This window comes from Streptomyces sp. NPDC002669 (genome assembly GCF_042889165.1).
Lineage (GTDB): Bacteria > Actinomycetota > Actinomycetes > Streptomycetales > Streptomycetaceae > Streptomyces.
Map to the genome: position 1 here is coordinate 142,589 of NZ_JBIAQQ010000014.1, position 26,067 is coordinate 168,655.

The window sequence follows — 26,067 nt, forward strand, 5'->3', positions numbered from 1 at the left end:
CTGAAAGGGTCTTTGACCTGCACCCGGAAAGATTCAACCGGCCTTCGGCGACGGTCCGTTGCCGGGCTCCCGCGGAGCGGGCGCCCGGCATCGGGCACACCCCGGGCACCACCCACAGGCATGCTTTTTATCTGACTAATCCGGAATATGAGTACCTCGAACGGCCGAAGGGTAGTGCTCGCGCGGAAATGATCGAGGCCGCTCGACAGCCGTGCGGCGCCCCTGGAAAGGCCGAACGTACATGCCTCAGCCCTTCACCCTGCCGGATTTCTATGTTCCGCATCCGGCGCGGCTCAACGCCCATGTCGAGGAGGCCCGGGCGCACACCAAGGAATGGGCCCGCAGCATGGGGATGGTGGAGGGTTCGGGCATCTGGGACGAGAAGGACCTCGACTCCCACGACTACGCGCTGCTGTGCGCGTACACCCATCCCGACTGCTCGGCCGAGGCCCTCTCACTGGTCACCGACTGGTACGTGTGGGTCTTCTTCTTCGACGACCACTTCCTGGAACTGTTCAAGCGCACCCTGGACCGGGAGGGCGGCAAGCGGTATCTGGACCGGCTGCCCGCGTTCATGCCGATGGAGCGCGGGGCCCCGGTGCCGGAGCCCGTGAATCCGGTCGAGGCGGGGCTGGCCGACCTGTGGGCGCGGACGGTGCCGGGCATGTCCGACGCCTGGCGGGCCAGGTTCGCCGAGGCGACGGAGAACCTGCTCAACGAGTCGCTGTGGGAGCTGGCCAACATCGACGAGGGGCGCATCGCGAACCCCGTCGAGTACATCGAGATGCGCCGCAAGGTGGGCGGTGCGCCGTGGTCGGCGGGGCTCGTGGAGTACGCGGCCGGTGCGGAGGTGCCCGAACAGGTGGCCGGGGAGCGGGCGCTGCGGGTGCTGCGGGACGCCTTCTCCGACGCCGTGCATCTGCGCAACGACCTCTTCTCGTACCAGCGGGAGGTGGAGGAGGAGGGCGAGAACAGCAACGGCGTACTGGTCCTCGAACGCTTCCTCGGCTGTTCCACGCAGGAGGCCGCCGAGGCGGTGAACGATCTGCTGACGTCCCGGCTGCAGCAGTTCGAGAACACCGTCCTGACCGAACTCGGCCCGCTCTGCGCACAGAAGGGCCTGGATCCCGCGCGAACCGCGTCGGTCCTCGCGTACGTCAAGGGTCTGCAGGACTGGCAGTCCGGCGGTCACGAGTGGCACCTGCGTTCCAGCCGCTACATGAACGACGGCGCGGTCGAGGCGGGCACGGCCGAGGTGGGCTCGACCGGCTTCGGCATGGCCGCGGCCTCGCTCCGGTTCACCGCCCGCTCGGAGTCGGCCCGGCTGCGCAGCCACACCCATGTGCCCCACCGGCGGGTCGGCCCGTCCCTGCTGCCCGACTTCGAGCTGCCCTTCGGCACGACGCTCAGCCCCCATCTGGGCGGGGCGCGGCTGCGGGTCGTCGACTGGGCGGACCGCATGGGCCTCCTGAAGTCGCAGCCGGGGGTGCCCGGTTCACAGATCTGGGACGAGCAGCGGCTCGTCGCGATCGATCTGCCGCTGTGCGCGGCGGGGCTGTTCCCGGACGCGACGCCGGAGGAGCTCGATCTGGCGTCGCAGTGGCTGACCTGGGGGACGTACGGGGACGACTGGTTCCCGGTGGTGCACGGACGGCCCCGCGACCTGGCGGGGGCCGCGCTCGCCAACGAGCGGCTGTCGGCGTTCATGCCGCTGGACGGGGCCGCGACGCCCGAACCGGTCAACGCGCTGGAGCGGGGGCTCGCCGACCTCTGGGCGAGGACCTCGGCCCCGATGGACGCGGGCGGGCGGCGGACGTTCCGCAAGGCGGTCGAGGACATGACCGCGAGCTGGCTGTGGGAGCTGGCGAACCAGGCGCAGAACCGTATCCCCGATCCGGTGGACTACATCGAGATGCGGCGGATGACCTTCGGGTCCGACCTCACGATGAGTCTGTGCAGGCTGGGACACGGCAGGAAGGTTCCGCCGGAGATCTACCGCAGCGGGCCGATGCGTTCCCTGGAGAACGCGGCGGCGGACTACGCGTGTCTGCTCAACGACCTGTTCTCGTACCAGAAGGAGATCGAGTACGAGGGAGAGGTGCACAACGGTGTCCTGGTCGTGCAGAACTTCTTCGGGGTGGACTACCCGACCGGGGTGGCGATCGTGCACGATCTGATGGAGTCGCGGCTGCGGCAGTTCCTGCACGTCGCCGAGCGGGAACTCCCGGTGCTCTGCGACGACTTCGGGCTGGACGCGGAGGCGCGGGGGGTTCTGGCCGGGTACGTGCGGGAACTCGAGCAGTGGCTCGCGGGCATCCTGATCTGGCACCGGGGCTGCCGGCGCTACCGCGAGCAGGACCTCCGGCGGGACGGCGCGCCGTGGCACATCGGCGGTCCCACCGGGATCGGCGTCTCGGCGGCGCGGGTGACCTCGCGGTTCGCACGGACCTCGGCGAGCGGCGGGTAGCGGGCGGGGCCGGCATGCGTGTGGCCGCCCGCGGGAAGCGGGCGGCCACCGGAGAGACGTTTCAGCCCTGCTGGAACAGCTCGGCGGGCAGCGGCTTCAGGAGGGTGTACAGGTCGTCGGTGATCGGCCGGTCCCAGCTGGCGATGGTGACGAGCACACCGTCGCTGCGGTCGAACTGCACGCAGGAGATGCGGCTTTCGGAGAGCTTGATCCGGCGGACGATCAGCAGGTTGTCGCCCTGCATGACGGGCATGTCCTCGGTGCCGGTGACCTCGACCGGCTCGTCGTTCTCCAGCGCGAGCAGCAGCTGGGCGACCTCGAACGGGACCTGGCCCTCCTCGGTCTCGCGGGCGGGCGATCCCTCCGGGAGGTTGCCGATGATCATCGCGGGGCCGCGGCCGCCGAACAGGTCGTAGCGCAGGAAGACGCCCTGGCAGCTCCCGTCGGGGGCGGGCAGCAGGCCGGCGCCGAGATTTCCGGGCCAGTCCCCCGGGTCCATGGCCAGGACGTCGAAGTCGGGGCCCGCGGGTGTGGCGGCGCTACGGCGGCGGAGGAAGGACATGCAGACATGGTACGTGTCCGGGCTCACGTTGCAGAGTCGGGTCCGTGCAGGCCGGGGCGCCGACGGGCCCGCCGGCCGGTCCCCGGCGGGTCCCGTGGGCGGACCCCGGCGGGTCCCGTGGGCGGACCCCGGCGGGTCCCGTGGGCGGACCCGGCCGGGGCCATGGCGAGGGGGCCGGTCACATCCGGTGTCCGGGGGACACGGAGGGTGATCCGACCCCCCGGCGCGGTCGCGGTCCGGCCCCCTCCCGCGCGGGGGCCGGGGTCAGCCGGTGGGGGGTTCGGATCCGACCAGCCACATGGAGAAGAACTGCGCCCCGCCGCCGTACGCGTGGCCGAGCGCCTTTCGGGCCCCCGCCACCTGGTGCTCGCCCGCCCGGCCCCGTACCTGGAGGGCCGCCTCGGCGAAGCGGATCATGCCGGAGGCCCCGATGGGGTTGGTGGAGAGCACTCCGCCCGAGGGGTTCACGGGCAGGCCGCCGTCGATCTCGGTGACGCCGGATTCGGTGAGCTTCCAGCCCTCGCCCTCCTCGGCGAAGCCGAGGTTCTCCAGCCACATCGGCTCGTACCAGGAGAACGGCACGTACAGCTCGGCGGCGTCGATCTCCCGTCGCGGGTCGCTGATCCCCGCCTGCCGGTACACGTCGGCCGCGCAGTCCCGGCCCGCCCGGGGGGAGACGAAGTCCTTGCCGGCGAAGAGCGTCGGCTCGCTGCGCATCGCACCGCCGTGCACCCACGCGGGCGGGTGCGGCGAGCGGTCCGCCCCGGCCCGGTCGGTGAGGACCATCGCGCAGGCCCCGTCGGAGGACGGGCAGGTCTCCGAGTAGCGGATCGGGTCCCAGAGCATCGGCGCGGCCCGTACCTTCTCCAGGGTGATGCCGGGGTCACGGACGTGGGCGTACGGGTTCCTGAGCGCGTTGCGCCGGTCCTTGTACGCGACGAGGGAGCCGATCTCGTCGGGGGCCCCGGTGCGCCGCATGTAGGCCCGCACGTGCGGGGCGAAGAAGCCGCCCGCGCCGGCCAGCAGCGGCTGCTGGAACGGGATGGGCAGCGAGAGGCCCCACATGGCGTTGGACTCGGACTGCTTCTCGAAGGCGAGCGTCAGGACGGTGCGGTGCACCCGCGCGGAGACCAGGTTGGCGGCGACGAGTGCGGTGGAACCGCCGACGGAGCCCGCGGTGTGCACCCGGAGCATGGGTTTGCCGACGGCGCCGAGGGCGTCGGCGAGGTAGAGCTCCGGCATCATCAGGCCCTCGAAGAAGTCGGGGGCCTTGCCGATGACGACGGCGTCGATGTCCGGCCAGGTCAGACCGGCGTCGTCCAGGGCGCGGACGGCGGCCTCGCGGACCAGTCCGGCGATGGAGACGTCCCGGCGGGCGGAGACGTGTGCGGTCTGGCCGATGCCGACGACGGCCACGGGTTCAGCGGACATGAGCGCTCTCCCCTTCGAGGACGGCGACCAGGTTCTGTTGCAGGCAGGGCCCGGAGGTGGCGTGGGCCAGTGCCCGGTCGGACTCGCCCCGGTGGATGCGGGCGGCGGCCTCGCCGAGCCGGATCAGTCCGGCGGCCATGACCGGGTTGGCGGCGAGCGCGCCGCCGGACGGGTTGACGGCCACGTCGTCGGCGAGTTCGAGCGCCTTGCGCAGCACCACCTCCTGGGAGGTGAACGGGGCGTGCAACTCGGCGGTGTCCACGGGGCGTTCGAAGAACCCGGCCCGGGTCGCGGCGAGCCGGGTGGACGGTGATTCGGTCAGTTCGCGGACGCCGAGGCCGTGTGCCTCGATGCGGTGGTCGATGCCGCGGATCCAGGCGGGGCGGGGGCACAGTCGCCGGGCGGTGTCCCCGGCGGCGAGGATCACGGCGGCCGCCCCGTCGCCGATCGGTGCGCAGTCGCCGGTGCGCAGCGGTCGTACGACGTAGTCCCCGGCCGGGACCCGGCCGGCGAGCTGGGCGTGCGGGTTGTCCGCGGCGGCGGCGCGGTTGCGGGCGGCGATCTCGGCGAGGGCCGCCTCGTCCGTGTCGCCCGCGTCGATCAGCGCCCGGGCCTGGAGCGCGGCGAGGGCGACGGAGTCCGGCCAGAGCGGGCCGAGGTAGTACGGGTCGAGCTGGCGGGTGAGGACGTCGCGGAGCTCCCCGGGCGAGGACTTGCCGTAGGAGTAGACGAGCGCGGTGTCGGCCTGGCCCGTGCGGATCTTCACCCATGCCTCGTACAGGGCCCAGGCGCCGTCCATCTCCACGTGGGACTCGGAGATCGGCGGGTGGGCGCCGACGCCGTCGAGCGCCATGGTGAAGGAGAAGGCGCGGCCGGCCAGGTAGTCGCTGGAGCCGGAACAGGTGAAGCCGATGTCGCCGGCCCGCAGGCCGGTCGCGTCGAGGACCCGGTGGAGCACCGGCATCAGCATCTCGACCTCGGAGAGTTCGTCGGTGCGCCGCAGGTGGTCCGTCTGCGCGAAGGCGACGATCGCCACGTCTCGCATCTAGAGCAGCTCCTTGTACGCGTCGTAGTCGGCGTCCGGCTCGCCGGTGGGCCGGTAGTGGTCGGGGTGGCGGGCGCCCTCGGTCCAGACGGGTTCGACGCGCAGTCCCATGCGCACCTGGTCGTACGGGATGCCGCCGATCCGGGCGTGCAGGGCGAGGTCCGCGCCGTCGAGTGCGATGTGGGCGTAGACGTAGGGGACCTCGATGTCCAGGTTCTTCGCCTTGATGTTGACGACGCAGTACGTGGTCACGGTGCCGCGCGGGCCGACCTCGACCTGTTCCGCGGTGGCGACGCCGCAGGTGGGGCAGGCGCCGCGGGGCGGCACGTACACCTTGGCGCAGGACGGGCAGCGTTCGCCGACGATGCGCCGCTCGGACAGGGCCTGGATGTAGGCGCTCTGGGCCCGGCCGGGGGTGTACCGGTAGTCGAGCCGGGCGGGGGTGACGATGCCGGTGACGGGGTCGGGGAACGCCCCGTCGTGCGGGGCGGGTTCTCCGCCCGCGTCGCCCTCGTACGGTTCGAAGCAGGCGATGTCCGTGATCGCGCCGGTCCGTTCGGCGGCCCAGCGGATCCGGACCCGCATGCCGGTGCGCACGGCGTGCGGGCCGGGCGCGGCCAGGGCGTGCAGGAGGGCGGTGTCGGCCCCGTCGAGCCGGACGAGGGCCCAGGCGAAGGGGGTGTCGAGGGGCTGCCCGCGGCGCGGCGCGGGGTTCCAGGCCCAGGTGGTGACGGTGCCGGTGGGGGCGACCTCGACGAGTTCCCGGATCTCCTTCGCGGTGACGGGGTCGTACTCGACGGGCGGGACCAGGATCCTTCCCCCGTCGGTGCGGACGCCGAGCACGGTGCGTTCGCGCAGTCCGGTGAGGAAGGCGCTCTGGACCGGGCCCAGGGAGCGGGTGAAGGGGAATTCGACCACGAGTGGTGCGCTGAGGATGTCGGGCACGGTTGCCTCCTGGGCTCGGGGCCCGTCGGGTGCGCCCGGTCGGAGGCCACCCGGCGGGTTCTCAGGCGCGGCGGTAGACGGGCGGGCGTTTCTCGGCGAAGGCGCGGGCGCCCTCGTGGGCGTCTGCGGTGGCGAAGATCGGCCGGCCGCGTTCCAGTTCGGCGGCGAGGCCCTCGCTCTCGGTCAGTTCGGCGCTCTCGTACACGGACGCCTTGACGGCCTCGACGGCGAGCGGTCCGCAGGCGTTGATCCGCTCGGCGACGGCGAGGGCCTCCTCCAGCGCGGTGCCGTCGGGGACGACCCGGCCGATGAGCCCGATGGCGGCGGCCTCGGCGGCGCTGTAGGGGCGGCCGGTGAGGAGCATTTCGAGGGCGTGGGTGCGGGGGATCTGGCGGGGCAGCCGTACGGTGGACCCGCCGATGGGGAAGAGGCCGCGCCGGACCTCGAAGAGGCCGAAGGTGGCGCCCGCCCCGGCGATCCGGATGTCGGTGCCCTGGAGGATCTCGGTCCCGCCCGCCACGCAGTGGCCCTCGACCGCGGCGACGACCGGTTTGCGGGGGCGGTGGTGGCGCAGCATCGCCTTCCAGTGCAGGTCGGGATCGGCGGCCATCCGGTGGCGGTACTGCTCCCCCTCCATGCCCTTTCCGGCCAGGGCCTTGAGGTCCATGCCGGCACAGAAGCAGCCGCCCGCCCCGGTGAGGACGACCGAGCGGACCGTGTCGTCCTCGTCGGCCGCCAGCCAGCCGTCGTGGAGTCCGACCAGCATCGGCAGCGAGAGGGCGTTCTTCGCCTCCGGCCTGTTCAGGGTGAGCACCAGTGTGGCGCCCTCGCGGCGCACGGTGAGGTGTTCCGTACCGCCCATTGCCTGCCTCCCGTCTCGGGACCCGGGGCTGCCGGGTCGGTGCTGCCGGTCGCGGCACTGGAACAGGTTGCAGTAGGCGGGGGCCCAGTTCAATAGTTTTCTGACAGTCAGTCAGTTTTCTTCGTCCGGGCCCCTTCCCACTTGTGGCTCCCGGCGCTCTAATGACCGCCGAGCCAGTCAGCTTCCGGGGTCAGGAGGAACGGTGGAGTACAACCTTGCCGACCTGTTCGAATCGGTCGTCGACGCGGTCCCGGAACGCGAGGCGCTCGTCTACCTCGACCACCCCGGCACCGGTGCGGAGCGCCGGCTCACGTACGCGGAGCTGGACACGGCCGCCAACCGCCTCGCCCACCACCTGATCGACGCGGGCATCGCCCCCGGCGAGCACCTCGGGCTGCACCTGTACAACGGGGTGGAGTACCTGCAGACCGTGCTGGCCTGCCTCAAGGCGCGGATCGTGCCCGTCAATGTGAACTACCGCTACGTGGAAGAGGAGTTGACCTATCTCTACCGGGACGCCGACCTGGCCGCCCTGGTCTTCGACGCGGAGTTCGACGAGCGGGTGGCGGCGGCCGCGCCGAAGGCCCCGCTGCTGCGCCACCTCGTCCGGGTGGGCACCCCGGCGGCGGGTGTCCGGGGCCCGGAGGCGGTCGCGTTCACGGAGGCGGAGGCGGGCGGGGACCCGGAGCGCGGTTTCGCGCCGCGCTCGGCCGACGACCAGTTCATCATCTACACCGGTGGCACCACCGGGATGCCCAAGGGGGTGATGTGGCGCCAGGAGGACCTGTTCTTCTCCGGGCTCGGCGGGGGCGCGCCGACCGGTGAGCCGGTGAAATCCCCGCAGGAACTGGCCGAGCGGGTGGCGGCGGGCGGGGACGGGATCACCTTCTTCCCCACTCCCCCGCTGATGCACGGCACCTCGACCCTCACCGCGTTCATCGGCTTCAACTTCGGGCAGCGGGTCGTGCTCCATCGCAGGTTCGACCCGGAGGCGGTGCTCCGCACCGTCGAGAAGGAGAAGGTCACCAGCATGTCGCTGGTCGGCGACGCGATGCTGCGACCGCTGATCGACGCGTTGAAGGGCCCGCTGAAGGGCACCGACTGCTCGTCGATGTTCTCCGTCTCCAGTTCGGGGGCGATCATGTCGGACTCGGTGCGCGCGGAGTTCCAGGCGCTCGTGCCGACGGTGATGTTACTGAACAACTTCGGCTCCTCGGAGTCCGGTTTCAACGGCACGGCGACGGACGACTCGGGCCCGGAGAACGGCTTCCGGCTCCGGGTCAACTCCCGTACGGAGGTGGTCGATCCGGCCACCCACGAGCCGGTGGCCCCGGGCGAGCCGGGCCGGATCGCCCAGCGCGGGCACGTACCCCTCGGCTACTACAACGACCCGGCCAAGACCGCGCAGACGTTCTTCCGCCGGGGCGAGGAGCGGTGGGTGCTGCTCGGCGACATGGCGACGGTCGACGCGGACGGCATCGTCACGGTCCTCGGCCGGGGCTCGCAGTGCATCAACACCGGGGGCGAGAAGGTGTACCCCGAGGAGGTCGAGCAGGCCCTCAAGGCCCATCCGGACGTGTACGACGCACTGGTCGCCGGGGCGCCCGACGCGCGCTGGGGCAACCGCGTCGCGGCGGTGGTGCAGCTGCGCGAGGGGGCGCCCGAGCCCTCGCTCGACGACATCCAGGCACACTGCAGGACGCGGCTGGCGGGCTACAAGATCCCGCGCCGGCTGGTGATCACCGGGCGGATCCGGCGCTCGCCGAGCGGCAAGGCCGACTACCGGTGGGCCCGCTCGGTCGTCGCACCCCCGCGCGAGCCCGGCGACTGAGCCGTCCGGCCCACCGGCACGACACCGACACGGTCGCCGGGGCGGGCCCGCCCCGGCGACCGTGCGGCGCAGCCCGCGTAACCCATTCGGGCACCCCCCGCACCCATCCGCTCACCCTATGTGGCAAGGGGGCGGGATCGCCCATAGCTTCGGCTCATGAGGAAACGAAACATCAAGATCCTTGTGCCGGTCGTGGTCCTCTCCGCCGCGGGGCTCGGGGCGGCCGTCTCGGGGTTCGGTGCGGCCACTCCGTCCGCCTCCACCGCGAGCGCGCACGTGGTCCACCCCGGCGAGTCGATCCAGAAGGCGGTGGACGCCGCCCGATCGGGCGACACCGTCGTCGTCCTGCCCGGCACGTACCGCGAGAGCGTCCTGATCACCACGCCCGGCCTGACCCTGCGCGGTTCCGGCGGGCGGACCGTGATCCGGCCGGCGGAAGCGGGCGCGCGGGCCTCCGACGCCTGTGCGCGGGCCGGCAACGGCATCTGCGTACAGGGCAGCGCGGACCGGACCGTGGAGAAGGTGAGCATCGACGGGCTGACCGTCTCCGGCTTCAAGAAGAACGGCGTCTGGGCCTCCCGGACCGACCGGCTGACCGTCCAGGGGGTGACCTCCGAACACAACGGTGTCTGGGGCATCGCCCAGGAACGCTCCACCCGCGGTGTGTTCGCGCGCAACGTCGCCCGCGCCAACGGTGACGCGGGCATCTTCGTCGCGAACACCGTCGACGAGGAGGGCGGTGCCATCGACACCCGGGGCACCGAGCTCCGGCACAACACACTGGCGGACAACCGGATCGGCTTCACCGCCCGGCGGGTACGGAACCTGACGGTCCGCGACAACAGCGTCACCGGCAACTGCAGCGGTGTGTTCGTCGTGGGCGACGAAGGAAAGCCGCAGGCCGGGGCCATGACGATCGAGTCCAACCGGGTCACCGGCAACAACAAGTCCTGTCCCGCGACCGAACGGCTGTCGGCCCTCCAGGGTTCCGGCATCGTGCTCACCGGCGCCGCGGACACCCGGGTGCGCTCGAACACGATCCGCGACAACGCGGGCGACACGCCCATGTCCGGCGGCATCGTGCTGTTCAAGAGCTTCGTGGGAACGAAGAACACCGGCCACACCATCAGCGACAACGTCGTGCTCGACAACAAGCCGGCCGACCTCGCCAACGGGGACACCGCCGGAAAGAACAACACCTTCACCGACAACGTCTGCGCGAAGTCCACACCTGCCGGGATGTGCTGACCGCCGCACCCCCGCCCGAGGAGAAGCGAAACAGTATGACCACTGTCAGTCCCACCCCCACGCCCGCCTCCGTCCACGCCGCGCTCCCCCACCCCGTCGCTCCCCCGCAGCCGGCCATGCAGCTGCGCGAACTCGTCTTCGGCGCCGCCAGGGCCGCCGCCGTGCGTGCCGCCGCCCGGCTGCGCGTCGCCGACGCGCTGGACGAGACGCCCGCCACCGCGCAGGAGCTCGCGGAGCTGGTGGGGACCGAGGCCGTGCCGCTGCGGCGGCTGCTGCGCGCCCTGTCCTGCTACGGGATCTTCGCCGAGACCGCGGACGGGCGGTTCGCCCACACCGAGATGTCCCGCCTGCTGCGCGAGGACGACCCCCACAGCCTGCGCGACATCTCGCTGTGGTGCACCGAGCCCTGGACCTGGGACGTGTGGCCGCGCCTCGACGACGCGGTGCGCACCGGCAGGAGCGTCTTCCAGGACGTGCACGGCAAGGGGTTCTTCGACTACCTGCACCAGGACGCCCACGAGTCCGCGCAGATCTTCAACCGGGCGATGACCACCTCCAGCGTGCAGTCCGCGCTGGACGTGGCCGAACTCCTCGACCTCACCGGGGTGTCCTCGGTCGCCGACATCGGCGGCGGCCAGGGGCACGTGCTGGCGAGCCTGCTGGAGAAGCACCCCTCGCTCCACGGCACCCTGATGGACCTGCCGGGCGTGGTGGCGCGGGCCGACGCCCGGCTGCGGGACGAGGGCGCGCTGGTCGACCGGACCCGGATCGTGGCCGGTGACTGCCGCGAGGCCATCCCCGTCGGGGCCGACCTCTACATCATCAAGAACATCCTGGAGTGGGACGACGACAGCACCCGCAGGACCCTGCGCAACATCGTCGCCGCGGCCCGCCCGGGGGCCAGGGTCGTCGTCATCGAGAACCTCGTCGACGACACCCCCTCGATGCGTTTCACCACCGCGATGGACCTGCTGCTGCTCCTCAACGTCGGCGGCGCGAAGCACACCAGGGAGAGCCTGGTCACCCGGATCTCGGACGCCGGGCTGCTGATCGGCGACGTCGTCCCGGTCAACGCCTATCTGCACGCGTTCGAGTGCGTGGTCCCCGACTGACCGTCCCCTTCCCGGCACGGCATGGAAACGCCCCGGGCCCGGCCTCTCGGCCGGGCCCGGGGCGTTCGTCCGTCTCAGCCGGTGGCGTCGCGCTCCCACCGGTAGAACTCGTGGGCCATGGCGTCCTTGGGGCTGCGCCAGGTCTGCGGGTCGTAGGCGCTGACGTAGGCGGTGAGCTTCTCACTGATGTCCTTGAACTGCGGGTGCCCGGTCACCTTCGCGATCTCGGGGCCCGGCGGGCGCTCCGACTCGATCAGGTGCAGGTACACGTCGCCGAACTGGAAGAGCTTGCGCCTGGTGACGCCGACGAGGTGCGGCAGTTCGGTGCTGTCGGAGGCGGCGAACAGATCGGCGATGTCCGGCGCCGATCCCGGTGCCATCCGGGCGACAATCAGGGCGTGGTGCATCGGGGGATGCCTTTCTGGTTCCCGGCCCGGCACCCGGCCGGACGGCCGGGTGCCGGGCCTCGGGCGGACGGCGGGTCAGCGGGCGCCGGCCGGAGCCGTACGGCGCTCCCGGTCGCGCTGCTCGATCTTGTCCCGGATGAGTTCCATCTGGATCTTGGAGTTGCGGTTGATGTTGTCGGTCATCCACGCGTCGTCGACGGGCGCGTCGGGCCGCATCGCGAAGTCCTGGGTCCAGTGCATCTTCGTCCCGCCGGGGACCTCCGAGTACTGCCACCGGATGTCCATGTGCTGGAACGGGCCGGGCTCGACACGACGGGCGCGGACCGTACGACCGGCACGGTCCACGGTCCGCTCGGAGACCCAGCTCCACACCTTGTCGTTCTCGTCGGGGTGCATCGTCAGCCGGAAGGTGGTGCTGTCCCCGTCCCGTTCGATGATCTCGACCGCGGCGTACTCGCTGAAGAGCCGCGGCCAGTTCTCCAGGTCGTTCGTGACGTCCCAGACCAGGTCCAGGGGGGCGGCGATGGTGATCTCGTTCTCGGTGTGTCCTGGCATGTCAGGCTCCTGTCATGAGGCTGTTGTTGACGAGGGCGAGGAATTCCTGCGGGGTTTTGCAGCGGTCCGCGTCGGCCGGCAGCGCGCGGCCGTGCCGGTTCTCCAGCACGCCCACGATGCCGAGGAGGCCCAGCGAGTCCAGGCCGAACTCGTCGAAGGCCGAGCCGGGGCGCTTCTCCATGTCGTGCGGGTCGACGGTGAGACCGGCACCCTTCTTCATCAGGGCGGCGAGCTCCGTGTAGGTCAGTCGGTCGGTCATGAGGATTTCTCCTTCTCACGTTTGGGTGTCGGGGGAGCCCCGCAGCACCATGGCCGCGTTCGAGCCCATCAGCCCGCGGCTGAGCACCAGCGCCGTCCGCAGTTCGGCGGGGCGGGCGCAGCCGGTGACCACGTCGAGGTCGTGGCACACCTCGAAGACGTTCGGGGTCGGCGGTATGAGCGCGTTCTCCATGGAGAGCACGGCGGCGGCCGCGTCCAGCACCGGTGCGCCGCAGTACGCGCGTCCGGTGCCGGTCTTGGGTGCCGTCACCGGTACCCGGGTGCCGTGCGCGCCGAGCGCGTCCGCGATCGCGAGCGCTTCGGCCCGGTCGGCGGCGGGCACCCCGAGGGCGTCCGCGAAGACGACGTCGATCTCGTCGGGGGCGCAGTCGGCCTCCCGCAGCGCTCCGATGATCGCCTGGGCGAGCCCCTCCCGGGACTCCTCCCACCTGGCCGCCCCGGTGAACGTGGCGGCGTGTCCGGCGAGTTCGGCCCGCACCTTGGCGCCGCGCCGGCGGGCCGACCGCTCCTCCTCGACCACCAGCATCGCCCCGCCCTCGGCGGGCACGAAGCCGCAGGCGCCCGAGGTGAACGGCCGGTAGGCGCGGAGCGGGTCGTCGACGGTGCTCAGGTCCGCGTACCCGAGCTGGCAGACGACCGAGTAGGGCGCCAGCGGGGCCTCGGCCGCGCCGACCACCACCGCCTCGGCGCCGCCGCGGATCGAACGGGCGGCGTGGGCCAGCGCGTCCAGGCCGCCCGCCTCGTCACTGGCCACGACCGCGCAGGGGCCCTTGAAGCCGCCGCGGATCGAGATCTGGCCGGTGCTGGCCGCGTAGAACCAGGCGATGGACTGGTAGGGGCCCACGTAGGTGGAGCCCTGTCCCCACAGCCGCTGGAGTTCACGCTGGCCGAACTCGCCGCCGCCGGAGCCGGCCGCGGTGACCACGCCGACGTCGAACGGCGAGTTCTCGTAGTCGGCGCGGCCCAGCCGGGCGTCGTCCAGCGCGATGTCGGCGGCGGCCATCGCGAAGTGCGTGAACCGGTCGGTCTGGACGAGGTAGCGCTCCTCGATCAGTTCGGCCGGCTCAAAACCGCGCACCTCCCCCGCGACCTTGAGCGGCAGGTGCTCGCACCCCTCGCGGGTGACCCGGTCCAGGACGCTCATTCCCTCGTGCGTCCGCTTCCAGAAGGCTTCGGTGTTGGTGCCGTTGGGGGCGACGACACCGATGCCGGTGACGACGGTGCGCCGGGCTTTTCGGTTCCTCATGGTGTCCTCCCGCCTGTCCGGGTCAGAGCCACCGCGGACTGGAAGCCGCCGAACCCGCTGCCCACCGAGAGCACGCTGCGCAGCTTGAGGGGGCGTGCGGTGCGCGGCACGTAGTCGAGGTCGCACTCGGGGTCGGGGTTCTCGTAGTTCGCGGTCGGCGGCACCGTCTGGTGGACCAGGGCGAGCACGCAGGCCGCGATCTCTATCGCCCCGATGGCCCCCAGCGAGTGGCCGACCATCGACTTGATCGAGCTCATCGGGATCTCGTGGGCGTGCGCGCCGAGTGCCCGCTTCACGGCCGCCGTCTCGTGCCGGTCGTTCTGCTTGGTGCCCGAGCCGTGCGCGTTGACGTAGTCGATCTGCGAGCCGTCCATCCGGGCGTGGGCCAGGGCCCGGTTGATCGCCTCGGCCATCTCCAGTCCCTCGGGCGTCAGACCGGTCATGTGGTAGGCGTTGCCGAAGGTGGCGTAGCCCGAGATCTCGCAGTAGACGGTGGCGCCGCGGGCCCGTGCGTGTTCCAGCTCCTCCAGGACGAGGACGGCGCCGCCCTCGCCCATGACGAAGCCGTCGCGGCGGGCGTCGAACGGCCGGGAGGCGTGCTCCGGGTCGTCGTTGTTCGCCGACGTGGCCTTGATCGCGTCGAAGCACGCCACGGTGATCGGGGTGATCGGTGAGTCCGACGCCCCGGCCACGCACACGTCGACGCGGCCCTCCTCGATGGAGTGGAAGGCGTAGCCGATCGCGTCGAGGCCCGAGGTGCAGCCGGTGGAGACGGTCTGCACCGGGCCGTGCGCGCCGACCTGTTCGGCCACCGCCGAGGCGAGGGAGCTGGGCGAGAAGGCCCGCTCCAGGTGCGGGCCCGCCGGGCGGTGGTCGACGTCCCAGCGGGCCCCGCTCCCGCTGACGGCGACGTAGTCGTGCTCCAGCCGGGTGGTGCCACCGACCGCGGTGCCCAGCGACACCCCCATGCGCCAGGGGTCCACCTTCTCCGGGTCCAGGCCCGCGTCGTCGAGGGCCTCCCTGGCGGCCACCATCGCGAACTGGATGTAGCGGTCCGAGCGGGCGATCGTGTCCGCGTCCAGCCCGTGCGCCGCCGGGTCGAAGTCGCACTCGGCGGCGATGCGGGACCGGAAGCCGGCCGGGTCGAAGAGCGTGATGCCCCTGGTCGCGGTGCGCCCGTTCGCGAGGAGGTCCCAGAAGGCCGGCGTGCCGATGCCGCCGGGGGCGACGACACCGATGCCGGTGACCGCGACACGGCGGGTCACGAGGCCGCCTCGGTTCGTTCCGGCGGGGTGACGCGCTCGGCGGATTCCGTCTCCTCGGTGTCGACGTGGCCGAGTTCCGGGCGCGGGGCGAGCGGACCGAGGTGGAAGACCATGCGGGCCTCGACATCGCCCACGTTGCGGAATCGGTGGCGTACATGGGGCGGGATCAGCAGCCCCTGGTCGGACTTCATCCGGTACGGCTCGCCGTCCAGGTCCACTTCCAGCAGACCGTCCACGACGTACACGAACTCCTCGGAGTACGGGTGGTAGTGCTCGCCGATGCGGTCGCCGGGCTGAACGATGGCGAGTCCCATGAAGCCGCTGGTGGCTCCCACCGCGGTCGGCGTGAGCATGGCGCGAAGGTCGCCTCCTCGCCTGCGGTTGGGCTGCGTCTCGCTGAGGTCCACGATGCGTGGCCGGTGCATGGTCATGACTGTTTCCTCCTGGCGCATTGCGCGTTGTTTCGACGGGTTGAGCGAGAACCCCCCAGGGGGCGGATGCGCGGTCAGGACTCCTTGGCCCGCCGGTCCGTGATCAGGGTCATCTCGGACCGCGCGAGGAAGTCCGAGATCCCCGGTTCGTTCGCGGGAACGGTGTTCGTGCGGTCGTCGAGGAGACGTCCGAGCCTGGCCACCTTGCCGGGGCCGTCGATGCCGACCGCCTGGGCGGCCTGTGCGTCGATCGGTTCCACCGCTTCGAGGAGGCGCACGACGACGTCGTCGCGCTGGAAGATGGTGCTGCTGTCGATGATGCTCGCCGGGTCGTCGGCCGCCTCCTCGTCGTGCTCGGCGAGGAGCCGGGCCAGTGCCATGCCGCAGCCCTCCTTGGCCTGGTAGAAGAGGGCGTGCCTGCGCACGTCCTCGGCCTTGTGGCGGCCGGCGGTCACGTGGTGGACGGTCGGGAGCGCCGCCCGGGTGAAGAACATCCGGGCGGAGTCCGGGTCGGTGAGGTCCCGGTGCTGCTCCAGGTAGGGGTTGATGGCCTCCTCGACGGCCCGGACCTCGGGCTGGCGGGAGACGTGGCGCAGGGCGGCGAGCAGGTCGCCCTCGACCTCGATGGCCCGCACGACCCGGTTCCCGTGCATGAACAGCGAGGTGCGGCGCAGCCTGGTGTCCTCGTCGACCCGCGCGTTCGGGGAGTCGTAGTCGGCCAGGATCTTCGCCACGACGTCCTCGGTGCCCGGCCTGACGGTGAAGGTGAGCGCGTGGCGCACCACTCCGTCGCCCAGGCGCGGGGAGGACTGGAGGCCCGCCTTGGCCGACTCGGGTGCCAGCTCGAAGGCCCTTCCGGTCTCCCGCAGGACGCTGAAGCGCAGCGAACGGGTGTCGCGGACGCAGTTGTGCAGCGGCTGCACCGTCGCGACGTGCTCCTCGCTGTTCACCCAGGCGAGGAACGGCGGCGCGCTGTCCCACTCGCTGGTGATCAGCCACTGCGAGGGGTTCTCGATGGACTGGCACAGCTGGTCGCTGATGTGTCCGGGTACGGACGCCACCTGGTTGCGCAGGTGCTCGTACGCCTCCAGGAACTGCTGCTGGGCCCCGTCGTACAGGTCCAGCAGCAGTACGACGCGCAGCCGGGAGCCGTCGAAGGCGGACTGGGAGATCCGCTCCGAGAGGGTGGTGGTCATCTGTCGGTCTCCTTCGGGACGGTTCCGGGCCGGCCTGGTGGCGTGCCGCGGACCGTGGGTTGGCGAGCGGGTTTTCGGAGCGGTGACTCTCTGTCGGGTGCGGACGGTCCGTCCGGGTACCGCGGGTGTCGTCTCCGTGACCGATCGTTAAACGCTGGTCCGGGTGGCGCGAGATTTATGAACCGTTCAGGTGAGCAGGCGTCCGAACCGCTCTCGCCAGGGCATTGAACAATTCATCCGAACGTCGTCCGAGCTGGAGCAGCTGATGAACGAGAACGTCGACATCCGTGTGCCGGTCCTCATCGTGGGCGGCTCCCTGGTGGGGCTGTCCACGTCCCTCTTCCTCGGTCGGCTCGGCATCGAGCACCTGCTGGTCGAGAAACACCGGTCCACCTCGACCCATCCGCGCGGGCGCGGCAACAACGTGCGCACGATGGAGGTGTTCCGCACGGCGGGGGCCGAGGCGGGCATCCGGCGAGCGGCCTCGGTCCTCGCCGACAACCACGGCATCCTGCAGGCCGGTTCGCTGACCGGGGACGACCAGGAATGGCTGTTCAGGGAGATCGACCCGGGAGGCGGGATCGCCCGCTTCAGCCCGACCGGCTGGTGCCTGTGCAGCCAGAACGACCTGGAGCCGGTACTGGTGGAGCTGGCCCGCAAACAGGGCGGCGACCTGCGGTTCTCCACCGAGATGCAGAGCTTCGACCAGGACCCGTCGGGGGTGGACGCGGCGCTCAAGAACCGGGAGACCGGGGAGCACATCAGTGTCCGGGCGGACTACCTCGTCGCGGCCGACGGACCGCGCAGCCCGATCCGCGAGCAGCTGCGCATCGACCGTACGGGGCCCGGCGACCTCTTCCACAACGTGAGCATCACCTTCCGCTCCCGGCAGCTCGCCGATGTGCTGGGCGACCGGCGTTTCATCGTCTGCTACCTGACCAATCCCGCCGCGGACGGTGCCCTGTTGCCGGTGGACAACAAGAAGGACTGGGTGTTCCACGCGCCGTGGCAGCCCCAACTCGGGGAAACCCTGGAGGACTTCACCGACGAGCGGTGTGCCGAGCACATCCGTACGGCGGTCGGCGCGCCGGGCATCGACATCGAGATCACCGGCAAGGCGCCGTGGCACGCCGCGGAGCGGGTCGCCGAGCGGTACTCGTCCGGCCGGGTCTTCCTCGCCGGTGACTCCGCCCACGAGATGTCCCCCACCGGGGCGTTCGGTTCCAACACCGGCATCCAGGACGCGCACAACCTGGCATGGAAGCTGGCCGCCGTGCTGCGGGGCGAGGCGGGTCCCGGGCTGCTGGACACCTACGGGGCGGAGCGGCTCCCGGTGGCGCGGGCGACGAGCTCGCGGGCCTCGGCGCGCTCCAGCGAGCACAGCCACCCGGGGTACTCCGCGGCGCCGGGCGTGGGCGGCGGGAAGCAGGGCGGGATGCTCGCCGTGGCGCTGGGCTACCGCTACGTCCGCGGTGCCGTGCTCGGCGTCGACCCGCAGGATCCGGTGGTGCCGCAGGGCATGCAGCTGGACGGCCGGCCCGGCAGCCGCGCCCCGCATCTGTGGGTGCGTCAGGACGGTGATCGCAAGTCCACGCTGGATCTGTACGAGCGTACGTTGGTGCTGCTCACCGACGGTACGGACACGGTGTGGCGCCGGGCGGCGGGACGGGTCGCCAGGCGGCTCTCGGTGCGGCTCCAGGTGTACGGCCTCGGTCCGGGCGCCGAGCTGGAGCCGGAGGACGGGGCCGACTGGGCCGCGGCGCACGGGACGACGGCCCGGGGCGCCGTGCTGGTGCGCCCCGACGGCTTCGTCGCCTGGCGTTCGACGGGGCCGGCCGATGACGCCGAGGCCACTTTGCACGAGGTCCTGACCACCTTGCTGCACCGGTCCTGACCTCCGGCGCCGCCGGAGCGGCGGGCAGGGAGCGACAGCACGGAGGGGCGACGCGGATCGGCCGCGTCGCCCCTCTTGCCATGGGGTGCGGTGGCCTGAATTACTGCTGTCGAAAGATCGACCGAATGATCGGTCGCCTGCTCGGAAGAGGGAGATCCGGATGACGGCTCTGCTGGACGAGGCGGAACGACTGGGCCGGGGCGAGCTGGAAGCACTCCAGCTGGAGCGGCTGCGGGCCACGCTGCGCCACGTGTACGAGAACGTCGGCCACTACCGGGCCGGGTTCGACGCGGCCGGGCTGCGGCCGGACGACTGCCGCTCGCTCGCCGACCTCGCGCGCTTCCCCTTCACGACCAAGGCCGACCTGCGGGACAACTACCCCTTCGGCATGTTCGCCGTCCCCGAGGAGCGGGTGCGGCGCATCCACGCGTCCAGCGGGACCACGGGCCGCCCGACCGTCGTCGGCTACACCCAGCGGGATCTGGACACCTGGGCCGACGTGGTCGCGCGCTCGATCCGGGCGGCGGGCGGGCGCCCCGGGCAGAAGGTCCACGTGGCGTACGGGTACGGGCTGTTCACCGGCGGACTCGGCGCGCACTACGGGGCGGAGCGGCTCGGCTGCACGGTGATCCCCGCCTCCGGGGGCATGACGGCCCGGCAGGTCCAGCTGATCCAGGACTTCCGTCCCGAGATCATCATGGTGACCCCGTCGTACATGCTGACGCTCCTCGACGAGTTCGAGCGGCAGGGCGTCGATCCGCGGTCGACCTCGCTGCGGACCGGGATCTTCGGGGCCGAGCCGTGGACGCAGGAGATGCGGCGCGAGATCGAGGAGCGGTTCGGCATCGACGCGGTGGACATCTACGGGCTCTCGGAGGTGATGGGGCCCGGGGTCGCGCAGGAGTGCGTCGAGACGAAGGACGGGCTGCACATCTGGGAGGACCACTTCTATCCCGAGGTGGTCGATCCGCTGACCGGCGAGGTGCTGCCCGAGGGCGAGGAGGGCGAGCTGGTCCTCACCTCGCTCACCAAGGAGGCCATGCCGGTGATCCGTTACCGGACGCGGGACCTGACCCGGCTGCTGCCGGGCACGGCCCGGGTGTTCCGCCGGATGGAGAAGGTGACCGGGCGCAGCGACGACCTGGTGATCCTGCGCGGGGTGAACCTCTTCCCGACGCAGATCGAGGAGATCGTGCTGCGCACCCCGGGGGTGGCTCCGCACTTCCAGCTGAGGCTGACCCGCGAGGGCCGTCTGGACGTGCTGACGGTCCGGGCGGAGGCACGGGCGGGGGCCACTCCGGAGCAGCGGACGGCCGCCGCGGAGTCGATCACGACGGCCGTCAAGGACGGCATCGGGGTGTCGGTCGGGGTCGAGATCGTCGACCCGGAGACGCTGGAGCGGTCGGTCGGCAAGTTCCGGCGGATCGTGGACGAGCGCGGGACGGAATAACGCCCCGGGGCCTGTGGGGCGGCCTCCGGCCGGAGGCCGCCCCACAGGCCCTCAGGAAGCGGACGGGCCCTGGGCGAACCGGTCCCGCAGCTCCCGCTTGAGGATCTTCCCGCTGGCGTTGCGCGGCAGCTCGTCCACGAAGAGGACCTTCTTGGGGGCCTTGAAGTGGGCGATCCGCTCCCGGGCGTGTGCGATGAGCTCGTCCGCCGTGGCGTCCCCGCGCAGTACGACGACGGCGGTGACGGCCTCGATCCAGCGTTCGTCGGGCAGTCCGACGACGGCGGCCTCGGCGACGGCGGGGTGGGTGTAGAGGGCGTCCTCGACCTGCCGGGAGGCGACGAGGACACCGCCGGAGTTGATGACGTCCTTCACCCGGTCGACGACGGTGAAGTAGCCCTGCGCGTCGCGCACCGCGAGGTCGCCGGAGTGGAACCAGCCGTCGCGGAATGCCTCCGCGGTCTCCTCGGGCTTGTCCCAGTAGCCCTCGCACAGCTGGGGCGAGCGGTAGACCACCTCGCCGGCCGTGCCGTCGGGGACCTCCTTGCCGTTCTCGTCGACGACCTTGGCCTCCACGAAGAGGACGGGCCTGCCGCAGGAGTCCATCCGGCCCTCGTGCTCGTCCGGCCCGAGGACGGTGGCGAGCGGGCCGATCTCGCTCTGCCCGAAGCAGTTGTAGAAGGCCAGGCCGGGCAGTCGTTCGCGGAGCCGTTCCAGGACGGGCACGGGCATGATCGACGCGCCGTAGTACGCCTTGCGCAGGCCACCGAGATCGCGGGTGGCGAAGCCGGGGTGCTGGGAGAGGCCGATCCAGACGGTCGGCGGGGCGAAGACGCTGTCGGCCCGCCCCGTCTCGACGAGGTCGAAGATCCGGTCCACGTCGGGTGCGTCCAGGATGGTGTTCTGCGCGCCGACCGCGAGGTAGGGCAGCAGGAACACGTGCATCTGCGCGGAGTGGTAGAGCGGCAGGGAATGGACGGGCCGGTCGGTGGCGCGCAGGTCGAGCGCCGTGATCGCGCTGACGTACTCGTGCACGAGGGCGCCGTGCGTCATCATCGCGCCCTTGGGCAGGGCGGTGGTGCCCGAGGTGTAGAGGAGCTGGACGAGGTCTCCCGCGGCCGGTTCGTGTTCGGGCGCGAAGGGGCGCGGGGCGGCGATGGCGTCGAGGAAGGAGTCCGGCGCGTCGCGCAGCGGGCGCACGGGGAACCCGGCGGGGACCCGGTCGGCGAGGTCGGGGTCGGTGAGGACGAGGGCGCTGCCCGACTGGCCCAGGATGTACGCGAGGTCGTCGCCGGTGAGGTTCTGGTTGACCGGTACGTGGACCAGGCCCGCGCGGGCGCAGGCGAGGTAGCCGATCAGGTAGGCGTCGGAGTTGTGCGCGTAGGAGGCGACCCGGTCGCCGGGGCGCAGCCCGTGTTCGCCGGTGAGGACGGCCGCAGCGGTGCTGACGGCCGTGTCGAGCTCCGCGTAGCTCCACGACCTGTCCGCGTACCGCACGGCGGTGCGTTCGGGGGTGCGCCGGGCACTGCGGGCCACGACTCCGTCGACTGTGCTGCTCCGTACACCTGTCATGGCGTGATCCTGGGCGGCCGGAACCCGATGGTCAAGGGTCCGGATGCCGGTGGGGTCGTCGACAGGGGTGCGGGGGTGCCGGCCGAGTGGCGCGTGGCGACCCGAAACCCCGGGCAACCGCCTTCGTACCGGCAACAGTCGGGAGGGCCGTTGCCGCTCCGCAACCGCCTGCGGCTCCTTGTGACATCCGGCCTCGCACTGTTCAAGGACATCACGCGTTCGCCCGCGCTGCGGGTGGTGCGGGTCCACGAGTGCCGGTGGTCCCTCGGGGTACGGTCGGCCCACGGCCGTCCCCGGGCCGGTCAGGGGCTGATCGCGAGGAAGACGAACGCGGCGAAGACCGACAGGTGGACGCCGCCCTGGAGCAGGGTGGCCCGTCCGGGCACGACGGTCAGCGCGCCGACGAGCATGGTGAGCGCGAGCAGCACCATGTGGGTGGCGCCGAGGCCGAGGTGGAGCGGTCCGTCGAGCCAGATCGAGGCGAGGGCGATGGCCGGGATGGTCAGGCCGATGCTGGCCATCGCCGAGCCGAGGGCGAGGTTGAGGCTGGTCTGGACACGTTCGCGGCGGGCCGCCCGGACCGCCGCCAGGGTCTCCGGCAGCAGCACCAGCAGGGCGATGACGACGCCCACCACGGCCTGGGGCATCCCGGCCGCCTCCACCCCGGCCTCGATGGCCGGGGAGACGGACTTGGCGTCCCCGACGACCGCGACGAGCGCGACCAGCAGCATCGTCAGGCTCAGGGCGGTGGCGCCCCGGCCCGGCAGCGGTGCGTGCTGTTCGTCCTCCTTGAGCGTGCCCTCCTGGGTGAGCGGGAGGAAGTACTCGCGGTGGCGCACCGTCTGCACGGCGACGAACAGCCCGTACAGGAAGAGCGAGGCGACGGCGGCGAAGGCCAGCTGGGCGGTGGAGAACTCGGGGCCGGGTCTGCCGATGGTGAAGGTCGGCAGCACCAGGCTGAGGGTGGCGAGCGTGGCGACGGTCGCGAGGGCGCCGCCCGATCCCTCGGCGTTGAAGACGGCGACGCGGGTGCGGACGGCCCCCACGAGCAGGGACAGTCCGACGATGCCGTTGCAGGTGATCATCACGGCGGCGAACACGGTGTCGCGCGCCAGCGCGGCGGCCTTGGGGCCGCCGCCCACCATCAGGGTGACGATCAGGGCCACTTCGATCACGGTCACGGCGACGGCCAGCACCAGTGAGCCGAACGGTTCGCCGACCCGGTGGGCGATCACCTCGGCGTGGTGCACGGCGGCCAGGACCGCGCCCGCGAGGCAGAGGGCGACCACGCCGACGGCGAACGCCGGCAGCTCCCGCCCCCAGCTGAACACCAGCGCGAGTGCGGCGACGAGCGGCACGACCACCGTCCACCGGGTCGCCAGGGACCGGATCGTCGTGCGCGTGTTCATGGGCCATACGCTGCCAGAACCCGGCCCGCGGCGCGCGTCGGGCGACGGCCGGACGGCGGTTCACAACGCCCTGGGATGCCCCTCCCAGTACGGGTCGCGCAGCCTGCGCTTGTACAGCTTGCCGTTCGGGTCGCGGGGCATCTCCTCGGTGAAGTCGATGCTCCTGGGGCGTTTGTACCCGGCGAGCCGGTCCTCGCAGTGGCGCAGGATCGCGGCGGCGAGTTCCTCGCCCGCCTCGTGTCCGGCGGCGGGTTCGACGACCGCCTTGACCTCCTCGCCCCAGTCGGGGTGCGGGATGCCGAAGACGGCGGCGTCGGCGACGGCGGGGTGGCCGAGGAGGACGCCCTCGATCTCGGCGGGATAGATGTTGACCCCGCCGGAGATGATCATGTCGATCTTGCGGTCGCGGAGGAAGAGATAGCCGTCCTCGTCGAGGACGCCGAGGTCGCCGACGGTGAAGAAGTCGCCGACCCGGTTCTTCCGCGTCTTGCCCTCGTCCTTGTGGTAGCTGAAGCCGCCGGTGTTCATCTTCATGTAGACGGTGCCGAGCTCGCCCGGCGGCAGCCGGTTGCCGTCGTCGTCGAGGACGGCGAGTTCGCTGATCGGCCAGGCCCTGCCGACGGTGCCCGGTTTCTTCAGCCAGTCCTCGGCGGTGGCGAAGGCGCCGCCGCCCTCGCTGGCCGCGTAGTACTCCTCGACGCACCGCCCCCACCAGTCGATCATGGCCCGTTTGACGTGGTCGGGGCAGGGGGCGGCGCCGTGCACGGCGTGGCGCATGGAGGTGACGTCGTAGCGGCTCCGGACCTCTTCGGGGAGGGCGAGGAGGCGGTGGAACTGGGTGGGGACCATGTGGGTGTGGGTGCAGCGGTGGGTGTCGATGAGGCGCAGCATCTCCTCGGGGGTCCACCGGTCCATCAGGACCAGCGGGTGGCCGATGTGCAGGGACGCGCCCGCGAACTGGAGGACGGCCGTGTGGTACAGCGGCGAGCAGACCAGGTGCGTGTTGCCGTCGAACGGCCGGATGCCGAAGATGCCGAGGAATCCTCCGAGGTGGCTCTCCTCGGGGAGTCTGCCGGACAGCGGGCGGCGGATGCCGCGCGGGCGGCCGGTGGTGCCGGAGGTGTAGTTCATGACCCAGCCGAGGGTGCGTTCCTCCGGCGGTGTCCCGGGCCGGCCTTCGAGCAGTGCGGAGCAGGGGCGGAAGCCCTCGATGGTGCCGACGGCGTAGCGGTGGGTGGCGGGCAGGCCGGCCTCGTCGGCGGCCGCGGTCACGGCCGGGGCGAACCGTTCGTGGGCGATGAGCACCTTGGCGCCGGAGTCGGAGACGATCCAGGCGATCTCGGGGCCGACGAAGTGGTGGTTGACGGGGACGAGGTAGAACCCGGCCTGCACGGCGGCGAGGTAGGCGGTGAAGAATTCGGCGCCGTTGGGCAGGACGACCGCGAAGGCGTCGCCGCGCTCCAGTCCGGCCGCGCGCAGTCCGTGGACCATGCGGTTGGCGGCGGTGTGCAGCCGGCCGGCCGTCCAGCTCTCGCCGTCGGGGGCGATCAGGACCGTGCGGTCGGGGTCGGCGGTGGCCTGGGCCCAGAAGCCGTTGGGCGGCGGGGTCATGAGGTGCTCCGTCCGGCGATGCGGTTGATCCGGTCCACGGCGCGTTCGAAACCGCGGGTCAGGTCGTCGAAGACGGCCCGCACGCTGCGTTCGCTGTTCATCCGGCCGACGATCTGTCCGACGGGGGTGCCGAGCAGTGCGCCGGTCTCGTACTTCTGGATGCGGGAGACGGCCTCGGCCACCAGCAGTCCCTGGAGCGGCATGGGCAGCGGTCCGGGGCCCGCCGGGTCGTCCCAGGCGTCGGTCCAGGCGGTACGGAGCTGGCGGGCGGGTTTGCCGGTGAGGGCGCGGGAGCGGACGGTGTCGCCGGAGCCGGCGGCGAGGAGCTTGCGGGTCAGCGCGCGGGAGTGGAGGTCGGCCTCCTCGGTGGTCAGCCAGAGGGAGCCGAGCCAGACGCCCTGGGCGCCGAGGGCGAGCCCGGCGGCGATCTGCTCGCCGCTGCCGATGCCGCCGGCGGCGAGCACGGGCAGCGGTCCGACGGCGTCGACCACGTCGGGCACCAGGACCATGGAGGCGATCTCGCCGGTGTGGCCGCCCGCCTCGTACCCCTGGGCGACGACGATGTCGATGCCCGCGTCGGCGTGGTGGCGGGCGTGCTTGGCGCTTCCGGCGAGGGCGGCGACGAGCACGCCTTGGTCGTGGGCGCGCCGGACGACGTCGGCGGGCGGGGAGCCGAGGGCGTTGGCGAGGAGCTTGATGGGGTAGTCGAAGGCGACGTCGAGCTGGTTGCGGGCGACCTCCTCCATCCAGCCGGTGATGCGCCAGCCGGACGCCTCGCCCTCGTCGAGTTCCGGGACGCCGTGCTCGGCCAGGGTGTCCCGGACGAACTTCCGGTGCCCGGCCGGGATCATCGCCTCGACGTCGGCCTCGGTGACCCCTTCCACCTTCTTGGCGGGCATGACGACGTCGAGGCCGTACGGCTTGCCGTCGGTGTGCTCCTGCATCCAGTCGAGGTCGCGCGCGAGGTCGTCGGGGGCGGTGTAGCGGACCGCGCCGAGCACGCCGAATCCTCCGGCCCGGGTGATGGCCGCGGCCACCGCGGGGAACGGCGTGAAGCCGAAGATGGCGTGCTCGACTCCCAGTTTCTTGCTCAGCTCCGTCTCCATGGGGCGCAGGATGCCGCAGTCCGCCGACCGAGGGAAGAGAGTTTCTGATGCTTCGTCAGATTCTTTGTGACGCAGGGGGCCTCCGTGACGGCCGGGGCGGCAGTACTCTCTGCCTCGGCAGGAAGTTTCACTTCCGGAAGAGAGTT

Annotated in this window: 22 protein-coding genes; 6 read left to right on the top strand and 16 right to left on the bottom strand. The window is 71.8% G+C overall.

Going from position 1 to position 26,067, the window contains the following annotated elements:
* The first annotated feature begins 241 nt into the window (after positions 1-241).
* A complete protein-coding gene (locus tag ACFYW1_RS21795; protein ID WP_388995446.1) occupies positions 242-2,467 on the top strand; it encodes a germacradienol/geosmin synthase in 2,226 nt (741 codons plus the stop codon).
* A gap of 61 nt (positions 2,468-2,528) precedes the next feature.
* Here the strand turns inward: ACFYW1_RS21795 and ACFYW1_RS21800 are convergent, their stop codons facing one another.
* The 5 genes from ACFYW1_RS21800 to ACFYW1_RS21820 all read right to left on the bottom strand — a co-directional run bounded on the left by ACFYW1_RS21800 (position 2,529) and on the right by ACFYW1_RS21820 (position 7,312).
* On the bottom strand, positions 2,529-3,029 hold the full coding sequence (locus ACFYW1_RS21800; protein ID WP_073789562.1) for a hypothetical protein: 501 nt from the start codon (positions 3,027-3,029) through the stop codon (positions 2,529-2,531).
* A 264-nt stretch (positions 3,030-3,293) separates the two neighbouring features.
* Complete coding sequence (locus ACFYW1_RS21805) at positions 3,294-4,460, bottom strand: thiolase domain-containing protein (RefSeq protein ID WP_388995449.1); 1,167 nt, start codon at positions 4,458-4,460, stop codon at positions 3,294-3,296.
* Positions 4,450-5,505 (bottom strand): thiolase domain-containing protein, encoded by a 1,056-nt coding sequence (locus ACFYW1_RS21810; RefSeq protein ID WP_388995451.1) that lies wholly within the window; start codon positions 5,503-5,505, stop codon positions 4,450-4,452. The genes ACFYW1_RS21805 and ACFYW1_RS21810 overlap by 11 nt, the downstream gene beginning before the upstream one ends.
* The gene (locus ACFYW1_RS21815) at positions 5,506-6,450 is read right to left on the bottom strand and encodes a Zn-ribbon domain-containing OB-fold protein (protein WP_388995454.1); all 945 of its coding nucleotides are present in this window, start codon (positions 6,448-6,450) and stop codon (positions 5,506-5,508) included.
* A gap of 61 nt (positions 6,451-6,511) precedes the next feature.
* The gene (locus ACFYW1_RS21820; RefSeq protein ID WP_388995457.1) at positions 6,512-7,312 is read right to left on the bottom strand and encodes a crotonase/enoyl-CoA hydratase family protein; all 801 of its coding nucleotides are present in this window, start codon (positions 7,310-7,312) and stop codon (positions 6,512-6,514) included.
* 202 nt (positions 7,313-7,514) lie between these two features.
* Between ACFYW1_RS21820 and ACFYW1_RS21825 the strand changes: the two genes are divergently transcribed.
* The 3 genes from ACFYW1_RS21825 to ACFYW1_RS21835 all read left to right on the top strand — a co-directional run bounded on the left by ACFYW1_RS21825 (position 7,515) and on the right by ACFYW1_RS21835 (position 11,503).
* Positions 7,515-9,143: an acyl-CoA synthetase gene (locus ACFYW1_RS21825; protein ID WP_388995460.1), complete on the top strand. Its 1,629-nt coding sequence runs from the start codon at positions 7,515-7,517 to the stop codon at positions 9,141-9,143.
* Positions 9,144-9,299: 156 nt separating this feature from the next.
* Complete coding sequence (locus ACFYW1_RS21830) at positions 9,300-10,391, top strand: nitrous oxide reductase family maturation protein NosD (protein ID WP_388995463.1); 1,092 nt, start codon at positions 9,300-9,302, stop codon at positions 10,389-10,391.
* A gap of 35 nt (positions 10,392-10,426) precedes the next feature.
* Positions 10,427-11,503 (top strand): methyltransferase, encoded by a 1,077-nt coding sequence (locus ACFYW1_RS21835; RefSeq protein ID WP_388995466.1) that lies wholly within the window; start codon positions 10,427-10,429, stop codon positions 11,501-11,503.
* Positions 11,504-11,577: 74 nt separating this feature from the next.
* On the opposite strand, the gene ACFYW1_RS21840 is transcribed toward ACFYW1_RS21835, so the two are convergent.
* The 7 genes from ACFYW1_RS21840 to ACFYW1_RS21870 all read right to left on the bottom strand — a co-directional run bounded on the left by ACFYW1_RS21840 (position 11,578) and on the right by ACFYW1_RS21870 (position 16,882).
* Complete coding sequence (locus ACFYW1_RS21840; RefSeq protein WP_388995469.1) at positions 11,578-11,910, bottom strand: TcmI family type II polyketide cyclase; 333 nt, start codon at positions 11,908-11,910, stop codon at positions 11,578-11,580.
* 75 nt (positions 11,911-11,985) lie between these two features.
* Entirely contained in the window at positions 11,986-12,465 is a 480-nt protein-coding gene (locus ACFYW1_RS21845) for an SRPBCC family protein (RefSeq protein WP_148835996.1), read from the bottom strand.
* 1 nt (position 12,466) lies between these two features.
* Positions 12,467-12,724 carry an acyl carrier protein gene (locus ACFYW1_RS21850; protein WP_384229140.1) on the bottom strand — a complete coding sequence of 86 codons (258 nt, stop codon included), beginning with the start codon at positions 12,722-12,724 and terminating at the stop codon, positions 12,467-12,469.
* A gap of 15 nt (positions 12,725-12,739) precedes the next feature.
* Complete coding sequence (locus tag ACFYW1_RS21855) at positions 12,740-13,990, bottom strand: ketosynthase chain-length factor (protein ID WP_388995471.1); 1,251 nt, start codon at positions 13,988-13,990, stop codon at positions 12,740-12,742.
* Positions 13,987-15,255, bottom strand: coding sequence for a beta-ketoacyl-[acyl-carrier-protein] synthase family protein (locus ACFYW1_RS21860; protein WP_356931913.1), 1,269 nt, complete (start codon positions 15,253-15,255; stop codon positions 13,987-13,989). Before ACFYW1_RS21860 ends, ACFYW1_RS21855 begins: the two co-directional genes overlap by 4 nt.
* Entirely contained in the window at positions 15,252-15,686 is a 435-nt protein-coding gene (locus ACFYW1_RS21865; protein ID WP_356931914.1) for a cupin domain-containing protein, read from the bottom strand. Before ACFYW1_RS21865 ends, ACFYW1_RS21860 begins: the two co-directional genes overlap by 4 nt.
* Before the next feature lie 74 nt (positions 15,687-15,760).
* Positions 15,761-16,882 carry a TcmI family type II polyketide cyclase gene (locus ACFYW1_RS21870; protein ID WP_388995474.1) on the bottom strand — a complete coding sequence of 374 codons (1,122 nt, stop codon included), beginning with the start codon at positions 16,880-16,882 and terminating at the stop codon, positions 15,761-15,763.
* A 265-nt stretch (positions 16,883-17,147) separates the two neighbouring features.
* On the opposite strand from ACFYW1_RS21870, the gene ACFYW1_RS21875 reads away from it, so the two are divergent.
* Together ACFYW1_RS21875 and paaK are read left to right on the top strand one after the other, a co-directional pair.
* On the top strand, positions 17,148-18,776 hold the full coding sequence (locus ACFYW1_RS21875; protein WP_388995477.1) for an FAD-dependent oxidoreductase: 1,629 nt from the start codon (positions 17,148-17,150) through the stop codon (positions 18,774-18,776).
* A 160-nt stretch (positions 18,777-18,936) separates the two neighbouring features.
* Positions 18,937-20,226: a phenylacetate--CoA ligase PaaK gene (paaK, locus tag ACFYW1_RS21880; RefSeq protein WP_388995481.1), complete on the top strand. Its 1,290-nt coding sequence runs from the start codon at positions 18,937-18,939 to the stop codon at positions 20,224-20,226.
* A gap of 51 nt (positions 20,227-20,277) precedes the next feature.
* Here paaK and ACFYW1_RS21885 read toward each other — a convergent pair whose 3' ends face one another.
* From ACFYW1_RS21885 to ACFYW1_RS21900, 4 genes are all read right to left on the bottom strand, one after another.
* Positions 20,278-21,795, bottom strand: coding sequence for an acyl-CoA synthetase (locus ACFYW1_RS21885; RefSeq protein WP_388995484.1), 1,518 nt, complete (start codon positions 21,793-21,795; stop codon positions 20,278-20,280).
* A 302-nt stretch (positions 21,796-22,097) separates the two neighbouring features.
* On the bottom strand, positions 22,098-23,204 hold the full coding sequence (locus ACFYW1_RS21890) for a calcium:proton antiporter (RefSeq protein WP_388995487.1): 1,107 nt from the start codon (positions 23,202-23,204) through the stop codon (positions 22,098-22,100).
* Between the two features lie 60 nt (positions 23,205-23,264).
* Positions 23,265-24,815: an acyl-CoA synthetase gene (locus ACFYW1_RS21895; protein ID WP_388995490.1), complete on the bottom strand. Its 1,551-nt coding sequence runs from the start codon at positions 24,813-24,815 to the stop codon at positions 23,265-23,267.
* Complete coding sequence (locus ACFYW1_RS21900) at positions 24,812-25,921, bottom strand: NAD(P)H-dependent flavin oxidoreductase (RefSeq protein WP_388995493.1); 1,110 nt, start codon at positions 25,919-25,921, stop codon at positions 24,812-24,814. Before ACFYW1_RS21900 ends, ACFYW1_RS21895 begins: the two co-directional genes overlap by 4 nt.
* Between the last annotated feature and the right edge of the window lie 146 nt (positions 25,922-26,067).